Origin of the sequence: Citrobacter sp. MGH100 (assembly GCF_001034465.1) — a bacterium.
GTDB lineage: Bacteria > Pseudomonadota > Gammaproteobacteria > Enterobacterales > Enterobacteriaceae > Citrobacter > Citrobacter youngae.
On record NZ_KQ089800.1, the window covers coordinates 1,273,429 to 1,296,216 of the forward strand.

At 51.4% G+C, this 22,788-nt stretch carries 25 protein-coding genes and 1 pseudogene; 14 read left to right on the forward strand and 12 right to left on the reverse strand.

From position 1 onward, the window contains the following. Positions 1 to 57: 57 nt before the first annotated feature. On the reverse strand, positions 58 to 387 hold the full coding sequence (gene mliC / locus SK32_RS06040) for a C-type lysozyme inhibitor (RefSeq protein ID WP_086523662.1): 330 nt from the start codon (positions 385 to 387) through the stop codon (positions 58 to 60). A gap of 87 nt (positions 388 to 474) precedes the next feature. Beyond that, positions 475 to 1,596 carry an anhydro-N-acetylmuramic acid kinase gene (gene anmK, locus SK32_RS06045; RefSeq protein WP_048211755.1) on the reverse strand — a complete coding sequence of 374 codons (1,122 nt, stop codon included), beginning with the start codon at positions 1,594 to 1,596 and terminating at the stop codon, positions 475 to 477. Positions 1,597 to 1,870: 274 nt separating this feature from the next. Between anmK and slyB the strand changes: the two genes are divergently transcribed. Beyond that, entirely contained in the window at positions 1,871 to 2,338 is a 468-nt protein-coding gene (gene slyB / locus SK32_RS06050; protein ID WP_003029175.1) for an outer membrane lipoprotein SlyB, read from the forward strand. A 48-nt stretch (positions 2,339 to 2,386) separates the two neighbouring features. On the opposite strand, the gene slyA is transcribed toward slyB, so the two are convergent. Further along, positions 2,387 to 2,827 carry a transcriptional regulator SlyA gene (gene slyA, locus SK32_RS06055; protein WP_019076732.1) on the reverse strand — a complete coding sequence of 147 codons (441 nt, stop codon included), beginning with the start codon at positions 2,825 to 2,827 and terminating at the stop codon, positions 2,387 to 2,389. Between the two features lie 192 nt (positions 2,828 to 3,019). Between slyA and SK32_RS06060 the strand changes: the two genes are divergently transcribed. From SK32_RS06060 to SK32_RS06070, 3 genes and pseudogenes are all read left to right on the forward strand, one after another. Further along, on the forward strand, positions 3,020 to 3,256 hold the full coding sequence (locus SK32_RS06060; RefSeq protein WP_005127177.1) for a DUF1656 domain-containing protein: 237 nt from the start codon (positions 3,020 to 3,022) through the stop codon (positions 3,254 to 3,256). Positions 3,257 to 3,258: 2 nt separating this feature from the next. Further along, complete coding sequence (locus SK32_RS06065) at positions 3,259 to 4,122, forward strand: efflux RND transporter periplasmic adaptor subunit (RefSeq protein WP_048211756.1); 864 nt, start codon at positions 3,259 to 3,261, stop codon at positions 4,120 to 4,122. Continuing rightward, positions 4,119 to 6,159 (forward strand): annotated as a pseudogene (locus tag SK32_RS06070) (FUSC family protein). The gene SK32_RS06065 and the pseudogene SK32_RS06070 overlap by 4 nt, the downstream one beginning before the upstream one ends. On the opposite strand, the gene sodC reads toward SK32_RS06070, so the two are convergent. The 3 genes from sodC to SK32_RS06085 form a co-directional block, all read right to left on the reverse strand. Further along, positions 6,135 to 6,656 carry a superoxide dismutase [Cu-Zn] SodC gene (gene sodC, locus SK32_RS06075; protein WP_005127180.1) on the reverse strand — a complete coding sequence of 174 codons (522 nt, stop codon included), beginning with the start codon at positions 6,654 to 6,656 and terminating at the stop codon, positions 6,135 to 6,137. The pseudogene SK32_RS06070 and the gene sodC overlap by 25 nt on opposite strands. 81 nt (positions 6,657 to 6,737) lie before the next feature. After that, positions 6,738 to 7,634 carry an aldo/keto reductase gene (locus tag SK32_RS06080; protein WP_048211758.1) on the reverse strand — a complete coding sequence of 299 codons (897 nt, stop codon included), beginning with the start codon at positions 7,632 to 7,634 and terminating at the stop codon, positions 6,738 to 6,740. Positions 7,635 to 7,683: 49 nt separating this feature from the next. Continuing rightward, complete coding sequence (locus tag SK32_RS06085; RefSeq protein ID WP_048211759.1) at positions 7,684 to 7,923, reverse strand: DUF1289 domain-containing protein; 240 nt, start codon at positions 7,921 to 7,923, stop codon at positions 7,684 to 7,686. Positions 7,924 to 8,024: 101 nt separating this feature from the next. Here SK32_RS06085 and SK32_RS06090 point away from each other — a divergent pair, with 101 nt between their 5' ends. From SK32_RS06090 to rnt, 4 genes are all read left to right on the forward strand, one after another. Continuing rightward, a complete protein-coding gene (locus tag SK32_RS06090) occupies positions 8,025 to 8,624 on the forward strand; it encodes a TetR/AcrR family transcriptional regulator (RefSeq protein ID WP_048211760.1) in 600 nt (199 codons plus the stop codon). A 54-nt stretch (positions 8,625 to 8,678) separates the two neighbouring features. Next, the gene (locus SK32_RS06095; protein ID WP_048211761.1) at positions 8,679 to 9,776 is read left to right on the forward strand and encodes an alkene reductase; all 1,098 of its coding nucleotides are present in this window, start codon (positions 8,679 to 8,681) and stop codon (positions 9,774 to 9,776) included. Positions 9,777 to 9,873: 97 nt separating this feature from the next. Further along, complete coding sequence (gene gloA, locus SK32_RS06100; RefSeq protein ID WP_003029198.1) at positions 9,874 to 10,281, forward strand: lactoylglutathione lyase; 408 nt, start codon at positions 9,874 to 9,876, stop codon at positions 10,279 to 10,281. A 94-nt stretch (positions 10,282 to 10,375) separates the two neighbouring features. Further along, positions 10,376 to 11,023: a ribonuclease T gene (gene rnt / locus SK32_RS06105; RefSeq protein ID WP_048211762.1), complete on the forward strand. Its 648-nt coding sequence runs from the start codon at positions 10,376 to 10,378 to the stop codon at positions 11,021 to 11,023. Between the two features lie 53 nt (positions 11,024 to 11,076). On the opposite strand, the gene grxD is transcribed toward rnt, so the two are convergent. Further along, positions 11,077 to 11,424: a monothiol glutaredoxin 4 gene (gene grxD, locus SK32_RS06110; protein ID WP_003832760.1), complete on the reverse strand. Its 348-nt coding sequence runs from the start codon at positions 11,422 to 11,424 to the stop codon at positions 11,077 to 11,079. Between the two features lie 334 nt (positions 11,425 to 11,758). On the opposite strand from grxD, the gene SK32_RS06115 reads away from it, so the two are divergent. Further along, a complete protein-coding gene (locus SK32_RS06115) occupies positions 11,759 to 12,589 on the forward strand; it encodes a C40 family peptidase (RefSeq protein WP_048211763.1) in 831 nt (276 codons plus the stop codon). Between the two features lie 127 nt (positions 12,590 to 12,716). Beyond that, positions 12,717 to 13,298, forward strand: a complete 582-nt coding sequence (gene sodB, locus SK32_RS06120; RefSeq protein WP_048211764.1) for a superoxide dismutase [Fe] — start codon at positions 12,717 to 12,719, stop codon at positions 13,296 to 13,298. Positions 13,299 to 13,338: 40 nt separating this feature from the next. Here sodB and SK32_RS06125 read toward each other — a convergent pair whose 3' ends face one another. Both SK32_RS06125 and cydH read right to left on the reverse strand, forming a co-directional pair. Beyond that, entirely contained in the window at positions 13,339 to 14,508 is a 1,170-nt protein-coding gene (locus SK32_RS06125; RefSeq protein ID WP_048211765.1) for an MFS transporter, read from the reverse strand. A gap of 177 nt (positions 14,509 to 14,685) precedes the next feature. Beyond that, complete coding sequence (gene cydH / locus SK32_RS25960; RefSeq protein WP_003029209.1) at positions 14,686 to 14,775, reverse strand: cytochrome bd-I accessory subunit CydH; 90 nt, start codon at positions 14,773 to 14,775, stop codon at positions 14,686 to 14,688. Positions 14,776 to 15,072: 297 nt separating this feature from the next. Here cydH and purR point away from each other — a divergent pair, with 297 nt between their 5' ends. Beyond that, positions 15,073 to 16,098, forward strand: coding sequence for an HTH-type transcriptional repressor PurR (gene purR / locus SK32_RS06130; protein ID WP_048211766.1), 1,026 nt, complete (start codon positions 15,073 to 15,075; stop codon positions 16,096 to 16,098). On the opposite strand, the gene punR is transcribed toward purR, so the two are convergent. Next, entirely contained in the window at positions 16,095 to 17,027 is a 933-nt protein-coding gene (gene punR / locus SK32_RS06135) for a DNA-binding transcriptional activator PunR (RefSeq protein ID WP_048211767.1), read from the reverse strand. The two genes, purR and punR, sit on opposite strands and share 4 nt — an antisense overlap. Before the next feature lie 111 nt (positions 17,028 to 17,138). On the opposite strand from punR, the gene punC reads away from it, so the two are divergent. Next, a complete protein-coding gene (gene punC / locus SK32_RS06140; RefSeq protein WP_048211768.1) occupies positions 17,139 to 18,344 on the forward strand; it encodes a purine nucleoside transporter PunC in 1,206 nt (401 codons plus the stop codon). Between the two features lie 290 nt (positions 18,345 to 18,634). Further along, positions 18,635 to 19,783 carry a cyclopropane fatty acyl phospholipid synthase gene (gene cfa / locus SK32_RS06145; protein ID WP_048211769.1) on the forward strand — a complete coding sequence of 383 codons (1,149 nt, stop codon included), beginning with the start codon at positions 18,635 to 18,637 and terminating at the stop codon, positions 19,781 to 19,783. A gap of 41 nt (positions 19,784 to 19,824) precedes the next feature. Here cfa and SK32_RS06150 read toward each other — a convergent pair whose 3' ends face one another. After that, a complete protein-coding gene (locus tag SK32_RS06150; protein ID WP_048211770.1) occupies positions 19,825 to 20,472 on the reverse strand; it encodes a riboflavin synthase in 648 nt (215 codons plus the stop codon). Positions 20,473 to 20,689: 217 nt separating this feature from the next. Here SK32_RS06150 and mdtK point away from each other — a divergent pair, with 217 nt between their 5' ends. After that, positions 20,690 to 22,063, forward strand: coding sequence for a multidrug efflux MATE transporter MdtK (gene mdtK / locus SK32_RS06155; protein ID WP_048211771.1), 1,374 nt, complete (start codon positions 20,690 to 20,692; stop codon positions 22,061 to 22,063). A gap of 19 nt (positions 22,064 to 22,082) precedes the next feature. Here the strand turns inward: mdtK and SK32_RS06160 are convergent, their stop codons facing one another. Continuing rightward, complete coding sequence (locus SK32_RS06160) at positions 22,083 to 22,781, reverse strand: RluA family pseudouridine synthase (protein ID WP_048211772.1); 699 nt, start codon at positions 22,779 to 22,781, stop codon at positions 22,083 to 22,085. Between the last annotated feature and the right edge of the window lie 7 nt (positions 22,782 to 22,788).

Below are 22,788 nucleotides of genomic sequence, written 5' to 3' on the forward strand. Positions count from 1 at the left end.
ATGTTGGCTACGGATTGTCAGTGGGTGACGCTATTGTGCGCCGCCCAGGTGAAAATCTCAACGCTTCGGGTTCTGTAACTGACAGTTATTTAGCACAATTCTGTCTCGTTTATAGACCGTTGCCTCGTCGCCTTTAGACCAGAAGACGTAGATACCATCGGTATAGCGTGCACCTGATGCCGACACACCCTGTTTGAGATTCAATAGTTGATTATCATAAACAAAGCTCGCCACCTGTCGGGTATTGTTCAATTTTACGGTAAGCGGTTTTTCATCACAGCGGTATTCGAGCGTATCCGTTTGCATGCGCTCGACAAATTGGTTGTACACACTACAACCGGTAAGCAATACGGGCAGACACACTAATAACAATTTTTTCATAGCCATTTCCTGAAGACTTTCCTGGTCCCGGAGGGCAAAAACACCCTCCCTAACATCCCTAGTTTATCGGTATAGCGCCTGAAATAATTTCAGTTAACTCTGAGTTCGTGGATTGGCGGGGAAAATAGCCCCTAAAACGCTGGGCTCAGATGCACCGGTCACCGAAGGCAGGTTGCCCGGCAGTCCCGCGAGTGTACGCCACGCCAGCCAGGCAAAGGCCAACGCTTCCATATCATCACCACTGATCCCGGCTTCATCGGTGGAGGTCACTTCCGTCCCTGGCAGCAGCGCCGCCAGACGCATCATAAGAAGTGGATTGCGACTACCGCCGCCACATACCATCAACCGTTCACACCCACCGCTCAACAGGACCTGCTCGGAAATCGTCACGGCCGTCAGCTCAGCCAAAGTCGCCTGTACGTCTCGTGGGCGAATTCCCGGAAACTGCGCCAGATGGCGTTCAATCCAGCCATAATTGAAATATTCGCGCCCCGTACTCTTTGGCGCTGGTGCAGAGAAATACGGATCGTTAAGCATCGTTTGCAACAGTGGCAGGATCACTGTACCCGAGCAGGCCCACTGTGCATCTTTATCATAAGGTTGGCCACATTGCCGCCAAATCCACGCATCCATCAGCATATTGCCCGGGCCGGTGTCATACCCCCGAACCGGTTGTTTTGGAATGAGCAGTGACAGATTGGCAATACCACCAATATTTAACACCATCCGGCGTTCCGTTGGATGCGCCAGCAACGCCTGATGAAAAGCGGGAACCAGCGGTGCCCCCTGTCCACCTAACGCGATATCGCGCCGACGAAAATCACCGACCACCGTTACCCCGGTACGCGCTACAATCTGGTTGTTATCACCAATTTGTAACGTGTGTGGCGCAATTCCTGTCGGTTCATGCCACACGGTTTGCCCATGACAGCCGATCGCGACAATATCCTGCGGTTTTAATTTTTCCTGCTGCAGCAACGCGTTCACCGCATCAGCGAACAAACGCCCCAACTGCGTGTCCAGTTGACCGTATTGGGAAAGCGTCAGTTGCTGCCCCTGACAAATATCCAGAATGGCCTGTTTTACATGAACAGGGATGGGCCATGTCAGACTTGCCTGCTGCGCAACCATCGTTTCATCTATCGCCGCCAGCACAACATCCACACCATCAAGGCTGGTTCCAGACATCACTCCGATAAAACGGCCCGATTTCATACGTCATCCTTTTAAGCAAATTAGCCTTGACACTCCACCATAAAGTGTCGACTAATTCCATGCTTCCTTGATGATTTTTGCAGGTTAATCTTTCCAGTAACCGCTAAATTCCATCACCGTGATGAATGATTCGTTTATACTCGGTTAACCCGATTTCGGTTAAGATTTTCATATTGTTCCAGTAGAACATGTGACCTTAGGCTCACAAATGCCATATAATTTAGCCATGAGGAGTGCTTTATTAGCGTTTCGTGGTGACAAAGGAGATTTGTAAATGATTAAACGTGTGCTGATTGTTTCATTAATGGGCGTATCTTTAGCGGGCTGCGTTAACAATGATAGCCTTTCCGGTGACGTGTATACCGCATCCGAAGCGAAACAAGTTCAGAACGTTACCTACGGTACGATTGTTCATGTTCGTCCGGTGCAAATCCAGGGTGGTGACGACGCAAACGTGATTGGCGCTATTGGTGGTGCTGTGCTGGGTGGGTTCCTCGGTAACACCGTAGGCGGCGGTACCGGTCGTTCATTAGCGACAGCTGCAGGTGCGGTTGCTGGTGGCGTAGCAGGCCAGGGCGTACAAGGCGCGATGAATAAAACCCAGGGCGTAGAACTGGAAATTCGTAAGGATGACGGTAATACCATTATGGTGGTTCAGAAGCAGGGTGCGACCAAATTCTCTGCGGGTCAGCGCGTTGTTATGGCTAACAATGGTAGCCAGGTTACCGTGTCTCCACGTTAATCAAATTCACGTGTGGTCAGCCTCTGGCCACACGTCGTTTTGATCGCTTTAGCCCTGCGACTGCAGTTCAATGATATTGTGTTCCAGTCTGGCGACCAGTTTTATCAGCAGATCAATTTCCTCAGCGGAAATCCCTTCCAGAATTTCGCCGCGCGTTTTATTGATAACCGCTTCCATATCAGCAATCAGCGGTTCGGCCTTCTCCGTTAATTTAATTCTCTTTGCCCGACGATCGCTGGCGCAAGTCTGTCGTGAAATGAGTCCCTTTTCTTCTAACTGGTCGAGTGTACGCACCAATGAAGGCTGCTCAATACCAATCGCTTTAGCCAGTTGAATCTGTGATTGATCCGGTGGCAACTGATGAATGTTGTGCAGCGTAACCCAATGCGTCTGCGTCAACTCCAGAGGTTTCAGGCGATGGTCAATCAGAGCACGCCAAATGCGCACCAACCGTGCCAGATCAGAACCTAATGGCGATTCCAATTTCATCTCCTTATAATTAGCTTGCTAAGTTATTGTGCTGATTTTAGAATAGTGTGCAGCATTTGTATTCCCAAAACAAATGTATTGCCAAATTTGCTTACCGGATGACATTTTTTCAGACATTATGCGTTACAGAGACACATTGTCCCTTTTTTTGCTAAACCTATAGCAACGCTCTTTTCGCCAAGGATTTTGCCCGTGAAGTTTATGTTTAATGCAACAGGATTGCCCCTACAAGATTTAATGATCGGAGCATCTGTCTACTTCCCCCCTATTTTCAAGGCGTTTGTTGCAGGATTTATCCTCTGGCTAGTTGTTCATCGCCTGCTACGCGACTGGATCTATTCTGGCGAAATCTGGCATCCCCTGTTAATGGATCTGTCCCTCTTTACGCTTTGCGTGTGTCTGGCCTTTGTCATGTTGATTGCGTGGTGATTATGTCGCTTAAAACCATTAAATACTTCTCCACTATTATAGTCGCTGTCATCGCCGTCCTCGCCGGGTGGTGGATGTGGAATTACTATATGCAATCTCCATGGACGCGTGACGGAAAAGTCCGCGCTGAACAGGTCAGCATCACACCGCAAATCTCTGGCAGCATTAGTGAACTCAACATTAAAGATAATCAACTGGTTAACAAAGGCGATATTCTTTTTGTTATCGACAAGACCCCTTTCCAAATAGCTGAGCTGAATGCACAGGCTCAGCTGGCTAAAGCGCAGTCCGATCTGACCAAAGCCGATAATGAAGCCAGACGTCGCCGCAATTTGTCGCAAAATTTCATCTCGGCAGAAGATTTGGACAGTGCACTGCTCAATGTAAAAGCCATGCAGGCGACTGTTGCCGCAGCCCAGGCCAGCTTGCGCCATGCTCAGTGGCAACTGGCGCAAACGGTAGTCAAAGCCCCGGTCACAGGCTGGGTCACCAATCTATCAACCCGTACCGGAGACTACGCCTCAACGGGTAAACCGCTGTTTGCTCTGGTCGACAGTCACTCTTTTTATGTCATGGGCTATTTCGAAGAAACCAAGCTACGCCATATTCAAGACGGGGCACCTGCTCTAATCACTCTCTACAGCGGCAACATTAAGTTACAGGGTCACGTTTCCAGCATTGGTCGCGCTATTTATGATCAGAGCGTGGAAAGCAATTCCGGTCTGGTTCCTGACATCAAACCAAACGTTCCGTGGGTCCGTCTGGCGCAGCGGGTTCCTGTTCGTATCGAATTTGATACCCTTCCGCACGATGTTACGCTGGTTTCGGGGACAACCTGTAGCGTGTCCATCGGTCAGCAAAAATGAAACTGCCCCGCCTGACACCAGCCATTCTGCCGTGGTTTAAAGCCACGAGCGGACAATGGCGTTACGCGCTGCGTAATACTATTGCGATGTGTCTGGCGCTAACCTTCGCCTATTACCTCAATCTGGACGAACCCTACTGGGCGATGACATCAGCAGCGGTAGTCAGTTTTCCAACCGTTGGTGGCGTGATCAGCAAAAGTCTGGGCCGTATCGCGGGCAGTTTACTTGGTGCAACGGCCGCATTGATTATAGCCGGCCATACACTCAATGAACCGTGGCTGTTTCTGTTGAGCATGTCAGTCTGGATCGGTTTTTGTACCTGGGCGTGCGCGCATTTCACCAACAACGTGGCCTACGCTTTTCAACTGGCAGGCTATACCGCGGCGATTATTGCGTTTCCAATGGTGCATATTACAGAGGTTACGCAACTGTGGGATATCGCCCAGGCACGTGTGTGCGAAGTCATTGTCGGGATCCTGTGTGGCGGCTTGATGATGATGATCCTGCCCAGTACATCCGATGGCACCACGCTGTTGACCGCATTGAAAAATATGCATGCACGTTTGCTGGAGCATGCCAGTTTACTCTGGCAGCCAGAAACCACAGATGCTATCCGCACCGCCCATGAAGGGGTGATCGGCCAAATCCTGACCATGAATCTGCTACGTATTCAGGCGTTCTGGAGCCACTACCGTTTTCGCCGTCAAAATACCTTGCTCAATGCGTTGTTACACCAGCAGTTGCGGTTGACCAGCGTAATTTCCAGTCTGCGGCGGATGCTACTGAACTGGCCCAATCCCCCGGCAAATACCCGGAATGTCATTGAGCAGTTGCTGAACGCATTGGTAAAACCCGATACCGACAGCTACGCCGTCGCGCGGATTATCGCCCCGCTGTGCCCTGTCGATCAGCATGACTATCGGCACGTCGCCTTCTGGCAGCGTCTGCGCTATTTTTGCTGTATCTATCTGAAAAGCAGCCATTATCTGCGCTTACTGGAAAAGGGGGTTACGGTCGATAATATCAATATTGAGCGCACGCCGGGTCTTGCCCGTCATACCGATAACGCGGAGGCTCTCTGGAGCGGATTGCGTACCTTCATTACGCTGATGGCAATCGGCGCGTGGAGCATTGGCGCACAATGGGAATCAGGCTCCGGGGCTCTGACACTTGCCGCCATCAGCTGCGTGTTGTATTCCGCCGTAGCAGCCCCCTTCAAATCACTCTCTTTGCTGATGCGCACGCTGGTCCTGCTGTCGCTGTTCAGTTTTGTGGTGAAATTCGGTCTGATGGTACAAATTACCGATCTCTGGCAGTTCATTCTGTTTCTCTTCCCACTGCTTGCCACCATGCAGTTGTTAAAATTACAGATGCCGAAACTGGCAGGGCTTTGGGGACAGCTGATCGTCTTTATGGGATCGTTCATCGCGGTGACCAATCCTCCCGTCTATGATTTTGCAGTTTTTTTGAATGACAATACGGCGAAGATCACGGGCGTCGCGCTGTCGTGGCTGGCTTTTGCCATTCTGCGGCCAGGTTCTGATGCGAGAAAGAGCCGCCGTCATATTCGCGCGTTACGGCGTAACTTTGTCGATCAACTTAGCCGCCATCCGTCACTCAGTGAAAATGAGTTTGAGTCACTGACCTATCATCATGTCAGCCAGCTCAGCAACAGCCAGGATGCACTGGCGCGACGTTGGTTACTACGCTGGGGAGTGGTGCTACTGAACTGCTCACACGTGGTATGGCAACTTCGCGTCTGGGAGGCACGATCAGATCCGTTGGCGCGCGTCAGGGATGTGTGTATATCACTGTTACGCGATGTGATGAGTGAACGTGGCGTGCAGCAACGTCCGCTGAATGCCACGCTTAACGAACTCCAGCGCATCTGTGATGCACTGGCCCATCATCATCAGCCCGCAGCGCAGGAGTTATCGGCCCTTATCTGGCGACTACACTGCTCACTTTCACAACTTGAGCAAGCGCCGCCACCGGGCACGCTGAGTCGCTGATTACTTGATAACACCACAGGCGTAGCGCGCACCTCCGCCGCCAAGTGGTTTCGGTTGATCGGACATATTATCGCCACCCACATGGATCATCAGCGCCTTACCTTTTACCTCGTCGAGCGTTTTGAGCCGCGGCGCAACAACCGGCGTTGTCGCATTCCCTTCGTTATTTACCACCAGCAATGGCAGGTCACCCATGTGACCTGCGCCTTCCGGACCTTCATGCTTGCCAGTTTTATGCGGATCATAATGACCGCCAGCCGATTCTGCTGCTGAGGCTTTACCCTCTTTGATAGCGGGTTGGCAACTGCCGTTAGCATGCACATGAAAACCATGTTCACCCGGTGGCAGTGCTTTAAGATCAGGCGTAAACTCCAGCCCTTTTGCGGATTCGGCAATAGTGACCGTACCAATCTCCTGGCCAACGCCCTGCGACGTCACCAGATTCATCACCACCTTCTCACTGGCAGCCTGTGCACCTGCACAGGCCAATAACGTGATGATGGCTAAACTCAAACGTTTCATACAACCTCCGTCATCCAGGTGTCTGACTGATAAGTGTAATCCAGTGACACAAATTTGAACGACGGAACGCTGAATACGTGATTAAGGCACGTCGTAACCGAGCGCCGCTTTACGAATACGGAACCACTGCTGGCGAGACATGTTCAATGACTCTGATTCAATTGCAGCACGCACACGTTCGATTTTACCCGAGCCAATAATCGGCAGTGGCTGCGACGGCAGACGCAGGATCCACGCATACACCACTTGTTCTATGGACTGTGCATTCAGTTCTTCTGCTATCACGGCAAGTTCATTTCGTAATGGCTGGAACGCATCGTCATTAAACAAGCGACCGCCGCCGAGGCAGGACCAGGCCATTGGACGAATACGCAGTTGCTGCAGCTGATCTAACGTCCCATCCAACAGGAGGGGTTGATGCACCGGTGAAATTTCGACCTGATTGGTTGCCAGGGTGAAGGGTAATCGCGATTGCAGCAGTGAAAACTGTGATGGCGTGAAGTTAGAGACACCAAAATGGCGCACCTTACCGCTATGATGTAATGTCTTGAAAGCTTCCGCCACATCGTCTGCATCCATTAACGGATCGGGACGGTGGATCAACAGCAGATCAAGATGATCGGTTGCCAGCAGCTTCAGCGACTGTTCGGCACTGGCAATAATATGGGCGCGGTCAGTGATGTAATGACCCAGCGCGTTTTCCTCTTTCGCCGTCGTGGCAATACCGCATTTGGTCACAATCTGCATTTTTTCACGCAGGTGCGGTGCCAGTTTCATCGCCTCGCCAAACGCCGCCTCACACTGGTATCCGCCATAAATATCCGCGTGATCGACAGTCGTGACACCCAGATCGAGATGTTCCTCAATAAAGCTGACTAGCTGACGTGCGGACATATTCCAGTCCATCAGGCGCCAGTACCCCATCACAAAGCGCGAAAATTCCGGGCCTTGCGGCGCAATAGTAATACGCTGAACCATAGCAGCTTCCTTATAAGTGAATGTGCATCGAGTATACGCAATTACGCTTTTAAAAGAGTGAAGGTTGTTGCGGTTCTTCCGGCGGGTTGGATTTGTTTGCGCGTAATTTACGCATCAGGCGCTGGCGACAAAGCCGCAGTACCTCCTGCTTTTGGGCATCGCTCATTTTCTGCCAGTTAAAACGCTCATCCCGACTGCGAAAACAGCCACGGCAAAATCCGCGTTCGTCAGACTGACATATTCCACGGCATGGGCTCTGGACGGGGAAAAACTCCAGCTGTTCGGCCACATCCCCTCCTTTAGTAAGATTGATATACCTATTGAAGACGTTAACTGAATTTCTCGCAAGGGCTATTGCATTAGACCGACTGGTCTATTACACTTCTTCCCATGAACAAAGTCACTGAACACGATACACGCGAACATCTGCTGGCGACCGGCGAACTGCTGTGTATGCAGCGCGGCTTCACCGGCATGGGCTTAAGCGAACTACTGAAAACCGCTGAAGTTCCTAAAGGTTCGTTTTATCACTATTTTCGCTCGAAAGAAGCGTTCGGCGTCGCGATGCTGGAACGCCACTATGCGGCCTATCATCAGCGACTGGCTACGCATTTTGCTACAGGGGCGGGGAATTACCGCGACCGTATCCTGGCCTACTATCAGGAAACCCTGAACCAGTTTAGCCAGCACGGCATTATCAGCGGCTGTTTAACCGTTAAGCTGTCTGCCGAAGTGTGCGATCTGTCAGAGGATATGCGCACAGCGATGGATAAAGGTGCACGGCACATTATTGCGCTGTTAGCGCAGGCGCTGGAGAAAGGCCGGGGCAATCACTGTCTGTCCTTTGTTGGCGAGCCGTTACAGCAGGCACAGGTGCTGTATGCATTGTGGCTGGGCGCCAACCTCCAGGCCAAGATTTCTCGTAGCGCCACTCCGTTGGAAAATGCGCTGGCGCACGTTAAAACCATCATTACAACGCCTGCCGTTTAACAGGCGTTTTTATTTCTTTTATTACTAGACGACCGGTCTATTCAGGAGTGCCACATGTCATCTGAAAAACTGTTTTCCCCACTGAAAGTGGGCGCCATTACGGCAGCGAACCGCATATTCATGGCGCCACTGACGCGTCTGCGCAGCATCGAGCCGGGCGACATCCCTACTCCGCTGATGGCCGAGTATTACCGTCAACGCGCCAGCGCAGGTCTTATTATCAGTGAAGCGACGCAGATCTCCGCCCAGGCGAAAGGCTATGCAGGGGCGCCGGGACTACACAGCGAAGCACAGATTGCCGCATGGAAAAAAATCACTGCGGCCGTACATGCTGAGCAAGGTCATATTGCTGTTCAGTTGTGGCACACCGGGCGCATTTCTCACGCCAGTCTGCAGCCAAATGGTCAGGCACCGGTTGCGCCTTCTGCGATTAGCGCCGGTACCCGCACCTCACTGCGCGATGAAAATGGCCAGGCAACACGTGTCGATACCTCAATGCCGCGTGCGCTGGAAACCGAAGAAATCCCTGGCATCGTAAATGACTTCCGTCAGGCGATTGCCAACGCACGCGAAGCGGGTTTCGACATGGTTGAACTGCATTCCGCTCACGGCTACCTGCTGCATCAATTCCTGTCACCAACGTCTAACCAGCGTACCGATCAATACGGCGGTAGTGTTGAAAACCGTGCTCGTCTGGTACTGGAAGTCGTCGATGCAGGTATTAAAGAATGGGGTGCCGATCGCATTGGTATCCGTGTTTCCCCTATCGGCTCGTTCCAGAACGTCGACAACGGTCCGAATGAAGAGGCTGATGCTCTGTACCTGATTGAACAACTGGGCAAGCGCGGCATTGCTTATCTGCACATGTCCGAGCCAGACTGGGCTGGTGGCGAACCGTATTCAGACGCGTTTCGCGAGAAAGTTCGCGCCCGTTTCCACGGTCCGATTATTGGTGCGGGCGCCTATACGCCAGAGAAAGCCGAATCACTGATCGAGAAAGGTCTGATCGATGCTGTTGCCTTTGGTCGTGCTTACATAGCTAACCCGGATCTGGTTGCACGTCTGCAGCGTAAAGCCGAGCTCAATCCACAGCGTGCGGAAAGTTTCTACGGCGGCGGTGCTGAAGGCTATACCGATTATCCTACCCTGTAACCTCACAAACTCAGTTCTGCCATTGATAGCGGCGTAACAACGCCGCTATACTAAAACAACATTTTGAATGTATTAGCCATTTTCGAAGGGGAAAAAGATGCGTTTACTTCATACCATGCTGCGCGTGGGTGACCTGCAGCGTTCCATCGAGTTTTATACTAACGTGTTGGGCATGAAGCTGCTGCGTACCAGCGAAAACCCTGAATACAAGTACTCTCTGGCCTTTGTCGGCTACGGCCCGGAAACCAGCGAAGCGGTGATCGAACTGACTTATAACTGGGGTGTCGATAAGTATGAGCTGGGCACAGCCTACGGTCATATCGCCCTGAGCGTAGATAACGCGGCAGAGGCCTGTGAACGTATTCGTCAAAACGGCGGTAACGTAACGCGTGAAGCGGGTCCGGTAAAAGGCGGCACAACTGTGATCGCGTTTGTTGAAGATCCGGACGGCTATAAAATTGAGCTGATCGAAGAAAAAGACGCCGGCCGCGGTCTGGGCGACTAACCTCCCCTCGGGCGCAGATCGTCTGTGCCCGTAGTTTTATACTCATCATTTTGCCATAATACGCGCTGCAATTTTCCCGTATTAAGAGACCCAGATGTCCGATAACGCTCAACTTTCCGGTCTGTGTGACCGTTTTCGTGGTTTTTATCCTGTCGTCATTGATGTCGAAACAGCAGGATTTAACGCCAAAACCGATGCGCTGCTTGAAATTGCCGCCATCACTCTGAAAATGGATGAACAAGGCTGGCTGATGCCGGACATGACGTTACATTTCCACGTTGAACCGTTTGAAGGGGCGAATTTACAACCCGAAGCGCTGGCATTTAACGGTATCGACCCGAGCAACCCGCTGCGTGGCGCGGTCAGCGAGTACGACGCGCTGCATGCCATCTTCAAAATGGTGCGTAAAGGTATCAAAGATAGCGGCTGTAATCGGGCTATCATGGTGGCGCACAATGCGACATTTGATCACAGTTTTATGATGGCTGCAGCAGAACGCGCTTCACTGAAACGTAATCCGTTTCACCCCTTCGTCACCTTTGATACGGCAGCATTAAGCGGCCTGTCGTTGGGGCAAACAGTACTGTCAAAAGCCTGTCTGGCTGCAGGAATGGAGTTTGATGGGACTCAGGCGCACTCGGCGCTGTATGACACAGAACGGACAGCCGTTCTGTTTTGCGAAATCGTTAACCGCTGGAAACGCCTCGGCGGTTGGCCTCTTCCCATGCCCGAAGAAGCATAACGGACCGATAAAAAAAGCGACCATCACAGGTCGCTTTTTTATTTCCGCTAAAATTACTCAGCGTCTGGCTCTTCGGTTTTGTATTTCGCCGCAGTTTCTTTAATCAACTGCTGCAACTCCCCGCGCTGGTACATTTCAATTAAAATGTCACAGCCGCCTACCAGTTCACCATCAACCCACAGCTGTGGGAAAGTCGGCCAGTTGGCATATTTCGGCAGCTCGGCGCGAATATCCGGGTTCTGCAGAATATCAACATAAGCAAAACGTTCACCACAGGCGGACAACGCTTGCACAGCCTGAGCAGAGAAACCGCAGCTTGGCAGTTTTGGGGAACCTTTCATGTACAGGAGAATCGGGTTTTCAGCGATCTGGCGCTGGATTTTTTCGATAGTGGTGCTCATTATCTTGCTTCCTTAAACTTCTTTTACGGCAGTAGTCTGACATTGTAGCGGGTCAGGCAGGTAACGGAAAATAACATTTTCATTACGCGATATTATTTTATCGCCTGTCGTTAAAAGTTGCATTCACAATCTCATTTATCCGCATGGAGCCTGTGGAATTGATTATCTGTTCACCAATTACGCCCTGAATTGCTGTTTTTTTTTGCGGTCGGTTACGAAACGTAGTTTTAAACGAAAAAAGCTATTAACTTTCCCTCTTTCTATAGATTAGAATCGTCAAGTTTTGAAAATCACACGCAGGCACGATAGACCTGCCTTACCAGAGGACTGCTCAGTGGCGCGGATAAACCGAATCTCGATCACGCTCTGTGCTTTACTTTTTACCACACTGCCTTTTACGCCTATGGCTCATGCTTCCAAGCAGGCCAGGACGACACCTACCGCTTCCCACACCGTCAAGACGGTAGATAAAAAGAAAAGCGCAACAGCCAGCCAAAAAGCAACAAAAACCAACAAGAAAACGGCGACAAAAAACACCAGTAAAACCAGTACGAAAACGGCTTCCTCCTCCAAAAAACGCACAGCGACTCCGGCAAAATCGACGAAAACAGCAAACCGTCGTAGTAAAACAGCGGCAATACAATCCCCCGCCGTCACCTGGACTGAAAAATGTACCCCGCGCAAAGGTCATAAGCCACGTTGTGTAAAAGTGAAGACGACTGCGCCAACAGCCGTTGCTGATGTACATAAAGTGAAAGTACAGAAAGCAACCAAAACCGCCATGTCTACCCTGATGAACCAAATCGGCAAACCTTACCGTTGGGGGGGCACCTCACCCAGAACCGGTTTTGATTGCAGCGGGCTGGTTTATTACGCATACAAAGATCTGGTCAAGTTCCGTATTCCGCGTACCGCCAATGAAATGTATCACCTGCGCGACGCTGCGCCGATTGAACGTGGCGAACTGAAAAACGGTGATCTGGTCTTCTTCCGCACGCAAGGTCGCGGTACCGCCGACCACGTTGGCGTCTATGTCGGCAATGGTAAATTTATCCAGTCTCCACGCAGCGGTCAGGAAATTCAAATAACCTCTCTGAGCGAAGATTACTGGCAACGCCACTACGTGGGCGCTCGCCGTGTAATGACGCCGAAAACAATTCGCTAAAAACTTACCCTACAGAATATGCTGTAGGGTAAGTTCTTCTTTTGCATAACCTTTCAATTTGCTACCCTATCCTTACTCACAATGAGGCTATTGTGTGTACTCAATATAAATAATAAGGAGAGAAGCAATGTCGTTCGAATTACCTGCATTACCGTATGCCAAAGATGCTCTGGCACCGCACATTTCTGCCGAAACGCTGGAATACCACTATGGCAAACATCACCAGACTTACGTTACTAACCTGAATAACCTGATTAAAGGCACGGCGTTTGAAGGTAAATCACTGGAAGAGATCGTACGTAGCTCTGAAGGTGGTGTATTCAATAACGCAGCCCAGGTCTGGAACCACACGTTCTACTGGAACTGCCTGGCCCCGAACGCAGGTGGCGAGCCGACCGGTAAACTGGCCGAAGCGATTGCCGCCTCCTTTGGCAGCTTTGCAGACTTCAAAGCACAATTCACCGATGCCGCTATCAAGAATTTCGGTTCTGGCTGGACCTGGCTGGTCAAAGGAACGGATGGCAAACTGGCTATCGTGTCCACCTCCAACGCAGGTACACCGCTGACGACTGACGCGACGCCGCTGATGACCGTTGACGTGTGGGAACATGCTTACTACATCGATTATCGTAATGCCCGTCCTGGCTACCTGGAACACTTCTGGGCACTGGTGAACTGGGAATTTGTTGCGAAAAACTTCGCAGCATAAGATGACAACGCAGAAGGGTTTCCCTTCTGCGTTTTTGTTTTTAATTCGTTGCGTTGCAGACTTCTTCCGCTTGTTTCCTTGCCGAGACAAAGACCAGCAGTAGCGCAAGTCCCGCCACAATCGCCCCCATTACCGGTACGAAACTGTAGCCCAACCCTCCGGAAATTACCGCCCCACCAGCCGCCGCTCCCAGGGCATTCCCCAGATTAAACGCGCCAATATTAACTGACGATGACAATCCAGGCGCCTCGCTGGCAACGCGCATCACACGCATCTGCAGCGGCGGAACCACCGCAAACGTTGCTGCACCCCACACCACCATACTCACGGCCGCACCCAGCTCATTACGCGCAAGGAAAGGTATCGCCAGCATAATAATCATCAGCAGCAGTAAAAAGCCTTTTAGCGTACCGTTAACCGAACGGTCAGCCAGTTTACCCCCCAGATAGTTACCGATAGAGAACCCAACGCCAATCAGCACCAGCATAGCGGTGACAAACGCCGGTGTAGCATGAGTAATGCTATGCAGCACGGGTGAGATGTAGGTATAAAGCGTAAACATCGCCCCGGCCCCCAGAACGGTCGTCAGCAGAGCCGACAACACCTGCGGACGCATGAGTACCGCCAGTTCGCTGCGGACATCCGGGCGCTCTCCTGCCCCACCTTTGGGTAATGAGAAGAACAGGCTGACCATGGCGATAACACCCAGTCCCGCCGTCGCCATAAAGGACATACGCCAGCCGATGGTTTCCCCAAGCCAGGTTGCTGCGGGAACACCGCCAATATTGGCAATTGTTAACCCCATAAACATGGTTGCTACGGCACTGGCCTGTTTGTGTTTGGGCACCACGCTTGCGGCAACCACAGAGCCAAGGCCGAAAAATGCCCCGTGGTTAAGACTGGTCAAAATGCGCGACAGCATCAGCGTCGTGTAATCCGGAGATATCGCCGAAAGTACATTACCCAACGTAAAAATGGCCATCAGGAAGATAAGCGCATTGCGACGCGCACGATGGGACAGCAGTAATGTCATCAGCGGGGCGCCAACCATCACGCCTACCGCATACGCGCTGATTAACATCCCGGCGGCCGGAATGGATACATCCACGCCTTTGGCAATGACGGGTAGCAACCCCATAGGAGAAAATTCGGTCGTTCCAATGCCAAACGCACCTATCGCCAGCGCCAGTAAAGGATAATTGAGTTTCATCTATCGACTCCGTAACGTCGAGCCTTGGCACGACACATCATAAGAGTCAAAAGCATGACATTGATCGCAAAATTAATAAAGTTAACAAAACTGCAAAAGACTTTTGCTTATTTGCAAAAAATAGGACGGAAAAGGCAAGCAGAAAGGATGAGGGAGAGCGAACTCCCTCAGGGGAAATCAGTGCAGTGCTGCAGTCAGGCCACCCGCGACAATCAGGCCCAGAACAATTATGGTCGTTACTAACGAAAATTTCAGATCGGTGCTCATCAAGTTTTCTCCTTTTTATTCCCACACAAAAAGTGATATTGCGCATTTTTACACACTTGAAAGCAAAAATCTCTCACGATTTATATTGATAACTGCTTTTAACTCTTCCCCTTTTCGTTAAGATCAGACAAAATTCCACGCTTACTTGATTAGCGTACCGGCCATTGACCCCTTCCTGACGTTCCGTGTCGTTTTCCCGGCGTGCCGCAACCCTGACGTTGCGTTGAGGGTGTGTGAAGGCAAACGTTTACCTGGAGTATTCTCAGGAGCTTAGGATATGGTCTGGAGTGAGATGTAATGGCAACTATTAAAGATGTAGCGAAGCGAGCAAACGTTTCCACTACAACCGTATCACACGTAATTAACAAAACGCGCTTTGTCGCTGAAGAAACGCGCAACGCTGTCTGGGCAGCGATCAAAGAGCTGCACTACTCCCCTAGCGCAGTTGCACGTAGCCTGAAGGTGAATCACACCAAATCGATCGGTTTGTTGGCAACCAGCAGCGAAGCGGCCTATTTCGCCGAAATTATCGAGGCCGTTGAGAAAAATTGTTTCCAGAAAGGCTACACCCTGATTTTGGGCAACGCCTGGAACAGTCTCGAAAAACAGCAGGCTTATCTGTCTATGATGGCGCAAAAGCGCGTAGATGGCTTGCTGGTAATGTGTTCAGAATATCCGGAATCACTGCTTTCCATGCTCGAAGAGTATCGCCATATTCCCATGGTGGTTATGGACTGGGGCGAAGCAAAAGCCGACTTTACCGATACCGTCATTGATAACGCTTTCGAAGGCGGTTACATGGCAGGCCGGTATCTGATTGAACGCGGTCATCGTGAGATCGGCGTGATCCCAGGACCTATGGAACGTAATACCGGCGCAGGCCGCCTGGCTGGCTTCATGAAAGCGATGGAAGAAGCGCTGATTAAAGTGCCTGACAACTGGATTGTCCAGGGTGATTTTGAGCCTGAATCCGGCTACCGCGCTATGCAGCAAATCATCTCCCAGTCACATCGCCCAACCGCCGTATTCTGTGGTGGCGATATTATGGCGATGGGTGCGCTGTGTGCCGCAGATGAGATGGGACTGCGCGTGCCGCAGGATATCTCAGTTATCGGTTACGACAACGTGCGCAACGCCCGTTACTTCACCCCTGCGCTGACAACCATCCATCAGCCAAAAGATTCACTTGGTGAAACGGCCTTCAACATGCTGTTAGACCGAATCGTGAATAAACGTGAAGAATCGCAGTCCATCGAGGTACACCCACGCCTGGTAGAGCGTCGCTCCGTGGCCGACGGCCCGTTCCGCGATTACCGTCGTTAAGACTGTTGTGCGGGAGCCTCATCCGGCTCCCGCAGCCACTCCTTGTTCAGCGTTTCGCTATCCCCTAAATAGTCCAGCAGCCAGCTCAATGCCGGCGACGTATCGTTCTGTTGCCATGTCAGACAGCATGCGGCATCCGGGAACGGATTTTCCAGCTGTAACGCCACCCATTTTCCGCTATCGATCCACGGTTTGGCAAAATGCGTCGGTACCATCCCGACACAGAGTCCGGCTGACAAGCAGGTGGCCGATGATTCCCAGTCAGGCACCACGACGCGTTTTTGGTTGTCCAGTAGCCAGGTAATACGCTTTGGCAGCGTACGGGACGTGTCTTCGCGTACCAGCGATGGCCAGTTGCGCAACGTATCGTCACTGAGCGGTCCCGGCATTGCCGCCAACGGATGATGACTGGCCACCACGCAACTCCAGCTCAGCATTCCCATATCACGGAACGTATAGCGCCCCCCTACCGGAATGGCCTGCGTTGCTCCGATAGCTAACTCCACCCGACCATCTGAAAGCGCGTCCCAGACGCCGTTAAACACCTCCTGAAAGACCAGAAGTTCCACATCATCGAAATGGCGGTAGAAATCCACGATCATCTGGCGGGTACGATCCGGGCGGACAATGTTATCGACTGCAATCGCCAACTGCCCGCGCCAGCCGTTGGCAATTTGCTGACATTGCTGACGGGTGATCTGCATTTTTTTGATAACAGATCGGCCTTCTTTTAAAAACCACGCACCTGCAGGCGTTAATTCCACGTCCCGATGACGACGTTCAAAAAGTGGCACAGCCAGCCACTCTTCCAGTTGGCGCACTGTGTAGCTTACCGCCGAAGGTACGCGGTGCAACTCCTGCGCGGCCGAACTAAAGCTACCGTTACGCGCCACCGCATCAACCACCTCAAGTGAATATTCAGACCACATATTCTGCCTGCAAAAAATTTGAAATCAGTAAGCAAATATTAGCGTTTCACAGCGAGAATTACACTCACTACACTCAGCGGCAATGTTCTATTGCTAAAAAGAGAAACGATAATGCAACCGGGAAAAGGGTTTTTAGTCTGGCTGGCAGGTCTTAGCGTGCTGGGTTTTCTGGCAACGGATATGTATTTGCCCGCCTTTGCGGCTATTCAGTCCGATTTACAGACGCCCGCCTCTGCCGTGAGTGCCAGCCTTAGCTTGTTCTTAGCGGGATTTGCCGTCGCACAACTTTTGTGGGGGCCACTCTCTGACCACTATGGTCGCAAACCTATTTTGCTGCTGGGCTTATCCATCTTCGCGCTGGGCAGCCTGGGCATGTTGTGGGTAGAAAACGCCACCGGCTTACTGGTGCTACGCTTTATTCAGGCCGTTGGTGTCTGTGCGGCTTCGGTTATCTGGCAGGCGCTGGTTACTGATTATTATCCTTCACAAAAAGTAAACCGCATTTTTGCCACCATTATGCCGCTGGTTGGATTATCCCCTGCACTTGCACCGTTATTAGGCAGTTGGATCCTGGTACATTTTTCCTGGCAGGCCATTTTTGCTACCCTTTTTGCGATTACCCTGATCCTGATGCTGCCGGCCCTGCGCTTAAAACCAACGGCAAAAGCGCGCGACGACAGCCAGGATAAACTGACGTTCGCTACGCTGCTGCGCTCCAAAGCATACCGTGGAAATGTACTGATTTACGCAGCATGTTCTGCAAGTTTCTTCGCATGGCTGACGGGTTCACCATTTATCCTTAGCGAAATGGGCTATAGCCCGGCTGTGATTGGTCTGAGCTATGTCCCGCAAACTATTGCATTTTTGATCGGGGGTTACGGCTGCCGCGCGGCACTGCAAAAATGGCAGGGTCGCCAGCTTCTGCCATGGTTGCTTATCCTGTACGCCATTAGCGTTATCGGCACCTGGGCTACAGGCTTTATTCACCACGTTGCGTTGGCTGAAATCCTGATCCCATTCTGCGTGATGGCCATTGCGAACGGGGCAATCTACCCTATCGTTGTCGCTCAGGCGCTGCGCCCATTCCCTCAGGCAACAGGGCGCGCCGCTGCGTTGCAGAATACGCTGCAACTGGGGTTATGCTTCCTGGCAAGCCTGGTCGTTTCGTGGTTAATCAGCACGCCGCTGCTCACGACCACCAGCGTTATGCTGACGACAGTGTTACTGGCCGCGTTAGGTTACAAAATGCAGTCACAGGCTGAGAACACATCCTTGCCGGATGAGAGCGCGCAAGTTGCACACGGTGAGTCACATTAATCATTGTTGCGGGCATTTAGTTAGCCCGCTAACAATTTTCGGTTGAATAGCCAAAAATTCAGGCCTATACTGATTTTCGGTTGTTAATAAAACGATAAGATTTATAGAGTAACGGGAACAAGCAGGTTCCCGTTCTTCCATGGATGGCCTTTTCGGCAAGGGTTCCTCCCTTCCTCTGTTCTACGTCGGATTATAGATTCGCGGATTAATTCCGTGAGATTTCTCACAAAGCCCAAAAAAGCGTCTACGCTGTTTTAAGGTTCTGATCACCGACCAGTGATGGAGAAGCTATGAGTTCATCATGTATAGAAGACGTCAGCGTACCGGATGATGACTGGTACCGAATCACCAATGAGCTATTGAGCCGTGCAGGCATTACTATTAATGGCCCGGCACCGGCAGATATTCGCGTTAAAAACCCCGACTTTTTCAAACGCGTGTTGCAGGAAGGGTCGTTGGGTTTAGGTGAAAGTTATATGGACGGCTGGTGGGAATGCGATCGGCTGGATATGTTTTTTAGCAAAGTCCTGCGTGCAGGTCTTGAAAGCCAACTTCCCCGCCACTTCAGAGATACGCTACGTATCGCAATGGCCCGTCTGTTTAATTTACAAACCAAAAAACGTGCGTGGGTCGTTGGCAAAGAACACTACGATCTTGGCAACGATCTCTTTAGCCGCATGCTTGATCCCTACATGCAATATTCCTGCGCCTACTGGAAAGATGCCGATACCCTGGAATCTGCCCAGCAGGCGAAGCTAAAAATGATTGCCGATAAATTGCAATTGAAACCAAGTATGCGCGTTCTCGATATTGGCTGCGGCTGGGGAGGCTTGTCCCAGTTCATGGCGTCACAATACGGGGTGAGCGTGACTGGCGTGACTATTTCAGCAGAACAGCAAAAAATGGCGCAGACGCGCTGTGAAGGGCTGGATGTCACGATTTTGCTGCAGGACTACCGTGACCTGAATGACCGGTTTGACCGTATCGTTTCCGTCGGTATGTTTGAGCATGTGGGGCCGAAAAACTACAACACCTATTTTGACGTTGTTGACCGTAATTTAAAGCAAGACGGTCTTTTTTTGCTGCATACCATCGGCTCTAAAAAAACCGACAATAATGTTGATCCGTGGATCAATAAATATATCTTCCCGAACGGCTGTTTACCGTCAGTTCGCCAGATAGCCAACGCCAGCGAGCCACATTTCGTGATGGAAGACTGGCATAACTTTGGTGCGGATTACGATACTACCCTGATGGCCTGGCACGATCGTTTCATAACCGCCTGGCCAGAAATTGCCGCCAACTATAGTGAACGCTTTAAACGGATGTTCAGTTATTACCTGAATGCGTGTGCTGGCGCATTTCGCGCGCGCGACATCCAGCTGTGGCAGGTTGTGTTCTCTCGTGGCGTTGAACACGGGCTCCGCGTTCCCCGTTAGACAGCATCGCCCCCGAACTACCGGGGGCTTTTTATTCCGACTTAAACGCCCGCTTCGCCAGTAACGTTGCTCATAGCGCTTTCACGCGCGGCCAATACACGTTCAACCGTATCAACAACAGCCTGTGTTTGCGGGTCGATTTCGATATTGACTCGCGCACCCAGTTTTTTCTTGCCCAGCGTTGTACGTTCCAGGGTTTCCGGAATCAAATGCACGCAAAAGCGTGTCGGTGTGACTTCGCCAACCGTCAGGCTAATACCGTCAATACCGATAAATCCTTTGTACAGGATATATTTCATCAGCGACGGATCCTGAACTTTAAACCACACCTGGCGGTTGTTTTCTGAGGTCAGAATTTTCGATATCTCGGCGGTAGTCATAATATGGCCTGACATTAAATGTCCGCCAATTTCATCGCTGAATTTTGCTGCGCGCTCAACGTTGACCAAATCGCCGACCTTCAGGTCACCCAGATTGGTGATTCGCAGCGTCTCTTTCATCAGATCGAAGCTTATCTGGTTACCGTTAATTTCGGTCACTGTCAGACAACAGCCGTTGTGTGCTACCGATGCGCCGGTCTCCAGCCCATCCAACATGTATTCAGGTAACTCCACTACATGTGTGCGAAAATTCGGTTTTTCATCAATCGACACCAGTTTCGCGGTGCCCTGCACAATACCCGTAAACATACCTGTAACTCCTGAACTCAATTAAGACATCTCTGCTGTGCACAATAGCAGGTGGAAAATCAGGTTGCCAGCAATGCGCCGCTCCCGCCTATTTTTTCACTGGAGAAATACGGATTCCTCGCTACAATAGACTGAAATTCCCCCTGCATTTTCTCCTTGCTGCCATATAAGGCGGCTTTTTTAGTCTCTCAAATAACAACAATATAGTGGTGTACACGTGCAAAAGTATGTAAGTGAAGCGCGTCAGTTATTAGCTCTGGCAATTCCGGTGATTCTTGCGCAAATCGCTCAAACCGCAATGGGATTCGTCGATACCGTGATGGCCGGCGGATATAGCGCGACGGACATGGCAGCCGTTGCTATCGGTACGTCCATCTGGCTACCCGCAATTCTGTTTGGTCACGGGCTGTTGCTGGCTCTGACGCCAGTGATTGCGCAACTTAACGGTTCCGGGCGCCGCGATCGTATTGCTCATCAAATACGTCAGGGTTTCTGGCTGGCGGGGATCGTATCCGTTCTGATTATGATTGTGCTTTGGAATGCGGGATACATTATCCGCTCTATGCATAACATTGACCCTGCACTGGCCGACAAAGCCGTGGGATATCTGCGCGCGCTGCTATGGGGTGCGCCCGGATATTTGTTCTTCCAGGTTGCCCGTAATCAGTGCGAAGGCCTGGCCAAGACCAAACCGGCAATGGTAATGGGTTTTCTCGGCCTGCTGGTCAACATTCCGGTTAACTATGTTTTCATCTATGGCCATTTGGGTATGCCAGAACTGGGTGGCGTAGGCTGCGGTGTGGCAACGGCGGCGGTGTATTGGGTGATGTTTGCCGCCATGCTTTCTTACGTAAAACACGCCCGATCAATGCGTGATATCCGTAATGAGCGTGGCTTCCAGAAACCTGACACCGCGGTGATGAAACGCCTGGTACAGCTGGGTTTGCCAATTGCGCTGGCATTATTTTTTGAAGTCACGCTGTTTGCCGTGGTGGCGCTGTTGGTCTCCCCGCTGGGGATTGTCGACGTGGCCGGGCACCAGATCGCGCTGAACTTCAGCTCATTAATGTTTGTCCTGCCGATGTCTTTGGCGGCTGCCGTCACCATTCGTGTGGGATACCGCCTGGGTCAGGGATCAACGTTGGATGCACAGACCGCTGCCAGAACTGGCTTAGGTGTCGGCGTATGTATGGCGATGATGACCGCCATTTTCACCGTCACTTTGCGCGAGCACATCGCCCTGCTCTACAACAATAATCCTGAAGTTGTCACACTGGCTGCACAGCTGATGTTGCTGGCTGCCGTGTACCAGATTTCGGACTCCATTCAGGTTATTGGCAGCGGGATCCTGCGTGGTTATAAAGATACGCGTTCCATTTTCTTTATCACCTTCACGGCGTACTGGGTGCTGGGTTTGCCAAGTGGATATATTCTTGCGCTCACCGATCTGGTCGTCGACCGCATGGGGCCAGCGGGCTTCTGGATGGGCTTTATTATTGGCCTGACCTCTGCCGCGGTGCTGATGATGCTGCGGATGCGTTTTCTGCAACGCCAGCCGTCAGCCGTCATTCTGCAGCGTGCAGCACGATAACACCGTAATAGCCGCCGGATTAAAATGGGCTGGCATGGCAGACGTTGATTTGTTCATGGCTGATGGGATGTACCAGGCGCAGTTCGCTGGCGTGTAACATCAGCCGCGACGTCTGCTCCGTGCCAGGCCACTCGCGTCCACCATAAAGATCGCAGCCCCAGATCGGATGACCCAAATGCTGACAGTGAAGACGTAGCTGATGGGTTCGTCCGGTCTCCGGCATCAGTTGCACCCGTGTCAGGGGCAGTGACCGTCCATCCTTCAGTAGCTGATTGAAGCGCTCAATCACCCGAAAACGGGAACGCGCAGGTTTACCGCTAATAGCACTAATCGACATCAACGGAAACAGTGCTGGATCTTTGACAATGGCGGCATCAATCACACCGTCATCCTGTTTCAGGTGTCCACATAACAATGCGCTGTACACCTTAGTCACCGCGCGCTGGCTGAACTGCTGACAGAGCGCTGCATTGATCGCTTTATTGCGTGCAACGACCATCAGACCCGAAGTACCAAAATCAAGCCGATGTACCAGCGTGCAGCCCGGGTATATCTGTACCAGACGATAGTGAACCGAATCAAGATTTTGCGGATTTTTCCCCGACAGACTCAGCAACCCACTGGGTTTATTGATAAGCAGCAGATGTTCATCCTGGTAAAGGATTTCTATTTCGTCATGGCACGGCGGAGCAACAAAGGTATCGAGAATCGTAGACATCAGACAA